The sequence below is a fragment of the Brevundimonas sp. genome, from assembly GCF_036405315.1.
Classification (GTDB): domain Bacteria; phylum Pseudomonadota; class Alphaproteobacteria; order Caulobacterales; family Caulobacteraceae; genus Brevundimonas.
This window is the reverse complement of the sequence record NZ_DASWXW010000060.1, coordinates 1-2,515: the sequence shown is the minus strand read 5'-3', so window position 1 is coordinate 2,515 and position 2,515 is coordinate 1. Positions and strand designations below refer to the sequence as shown.

The 2,515-nt window shown below is 67.5% G+C and carries 1 protein-coding gene; it reads right to left on the bottom strand.

Features of this window, described 5'->3' with window-relative positions; translation table 11 throughout:
* Positions 1–1,641, bottom strand: a 1,641-nt coding sequence (gene ilvD / locus VGE49_RS04175) for a dihydroxy-acid dehydratase (RefSeq protein ID WP_331033321.1), incomplete at its 3' end; no start/stop codon positions are given.
* Positions 1,642–2,515: the final 874 nt, after the last annotated feature.

Here is a 2,515-nt window from a genome sequence, read left to right as displayed (position 1 = left end):
GGCGGCGCGGTATTTCGCGAAAACGCCTTGCGCCGGACGGACCCGGTTGGGGGCGAAGTCCGCCCGGCGCGCCTCCAGATCGACGAGCACGTCGATCCTTCGGTTGGTGACGTCGATGACGATCGGATCGCCATCGCGAATGAGGGCGATCGGGCCGCCGACCGCCGCTTCGGGCGAGACGTGGCCGGCGACGAAGCCGTAGCTGGCGCCCGAGAAGCGGCCGTCGGTCAGCAGGGCGACGTTCTCGATCTTGCGACCCTTCAGGGCGGCGGTGACTTGCAGCATCTCGCGCATGCCGGGACCGCCCTTGGGGCCTTCGTAGCGGATGATGATGACGTCGCCTTCGCCGACCGAGCCGTCCTGAACGGCGTGGAAGGCGTCCTCCTCGCAGTCGAAGACGGCGGCGGGGCCTTCGAAGCGGTCGACCTTGTGGCCAGTCAGCTTGATGACCGCGCCCTCGGGGGCCACGTCGCCGTAGATGACGGCGTAGGAGCCGCGCGCCATGACGGGGGCGTCCATGCTGGCGACGACCTGCTGGCCCGGGGTCTCCTCGGCCTCGGCGGCCTCGGCGAACAGGCTGCGGCCGGTGACGGTCGGGATGTTGGCGATCTTGCCCGCCTGGGCCAGACGCTGGGCGACCAGACGCGTCCCCCCCGCCGCGAACAGGTGCGAGGCCAGGAAGCGGCCGCCGGGCTTCAGGTCGCAAATGACCGGAGCCTCGACGCAGGCCTGGTGGCAGTCCTCTATGCCGAAGTCGACGCCGGCCTCAGCGGCGATGGCGGTCAGGTGCATGACGGCGTTGGTCGAGCCGCCCGAGGCCGAGACCGCGACGGCGGCGTTCTTCAGGCTGGCCTTGGTGATGTATTTGCGGGCGGTATCGCCGGCGAAGACGCGCTCGACGATCAGGCGGCCGCAACGCTCGCCCTCGGCCCCCTTGCCGGGATCGACGGCGGGGACGTCGTTGGCGCCCATGGGGCTGATGCCCATCATCGACAGGGCCATGGCCATGGTGTTGGCGGTGAACTGGCCGCCGCAGGCGCCGGCGCCGGGGCAGACCGCGCTCTCGACCGCCTTCAGGCCTTCGTCGGACAGGGCGCCGGCGCCGTGGGCGCCGATGGCCTCGAACACTTCCTGGACCGAGACCTCCTTCTCGCCGATCCGGCCGGGCAGGATGGTGCCGCCGTAATAGACCAGGCCGGGGATATCCATCCGCGCCAGGGCCATGGCCGCCGCCGGGATGGTCTTGTCGCAGCCGACGATGCAGACGACGCCGTCCAGCTGATGCCCCTCGACCGCCAGCTCGATGGAGTCGGCGACGACCTCGCGGCTGATCAGCGAGGCCTTCATCCCCGCCGTGCCCATGGAAATGCCGTCGGTGACGACGATGGTGTTGAAATCGACCGGATAGCCGCCCGCCGCGATGATCCCGGCGCGCACGTCCCTGGCCAGGCGGTCCAGGTGCATGTTGCACGGCGTGACCGTCGACCAGGTGTTGACGATGGCGATCATCGGCTTGTCGAAGTCGGCGTCCTGCATCCCCGCCGCGCGCAGATAGGAGCGCGCCGCCGCCCGGTTCGGGCCCTGGGTGACGGCGGCACTGCGCGCATTGGGTCGATTTCTGCTGTCTGGCGTCTTGGTCATCGGATTCTTGGAAGGTTCTGTCTGTCGGGTCTGTGCTGGGCACATGAAAAACCCCGCTGCCGGATGGGAGCGGGGTGAAAGCGGGCGATTTTGACTGGGTTCAGGTCAGGTCGCAGGCATCCACACCGCTCGGCTAAGCGGAATGAGAATTACCGAAAGAAGGAGTACGCCCAGCGACAGCACGCGCAGATCCGCCGCCGCTTTCGCGGGGCTCTGGATCGCAGCAATGGCGGCGCGGTGGGACACAGGAGAACCTTTCAACTGGGCGCTCTTATGCCGCCGTCCATGCTGCGATGCAACCCGCGCGGATGAAAATGTGGAAGAAAAGTGCGGGATGACGCCAAAACCCTCGTCTTGCAGGTGTCTGTGCTCTGGTGCGGCGGCTTTGACGCAACATTTCACCGCGCTGTGGCGGCGACCTATAGTGTGCAGCTCTGGCTGGCCGGGCCCGGCGCGGCGGACGGGTCCGGTGCGGGGCGAAGAGGGGAGTTCTGCGCCGCGTGGGCGAGGCCCGGACGGGGTGCGGTCTCCTGGGTCCATGGGGCGACGGTCGGGGACTCCGGTTCGCTGAGATAGTTCGCAAATCTGTCATTTGAGGCTTGTGGAGTCGGGGGCGTGTCCGTATACCCGCCCCTCGCTCGGAAACGGGCGGCGGCGAGTTCGGCGACGGGCTCGGCGGTCGTGGCGGTCCGGAAGGCTTCGGTTTTCTGATCTGCGAAAGGGTTGAAAAGCCCGGTTGACATGGAGATCGGCTTTCCCTAGATAGCCGCCTCCGCCGCTTCTCCGGGAGCGGCTTTTGTGAAAAGAAAGTTCTTTAAAAAGAACTGCTTGACACGGAAAACTGAGGCGTCTAGAACGCCGCCTCCGCCGCGGA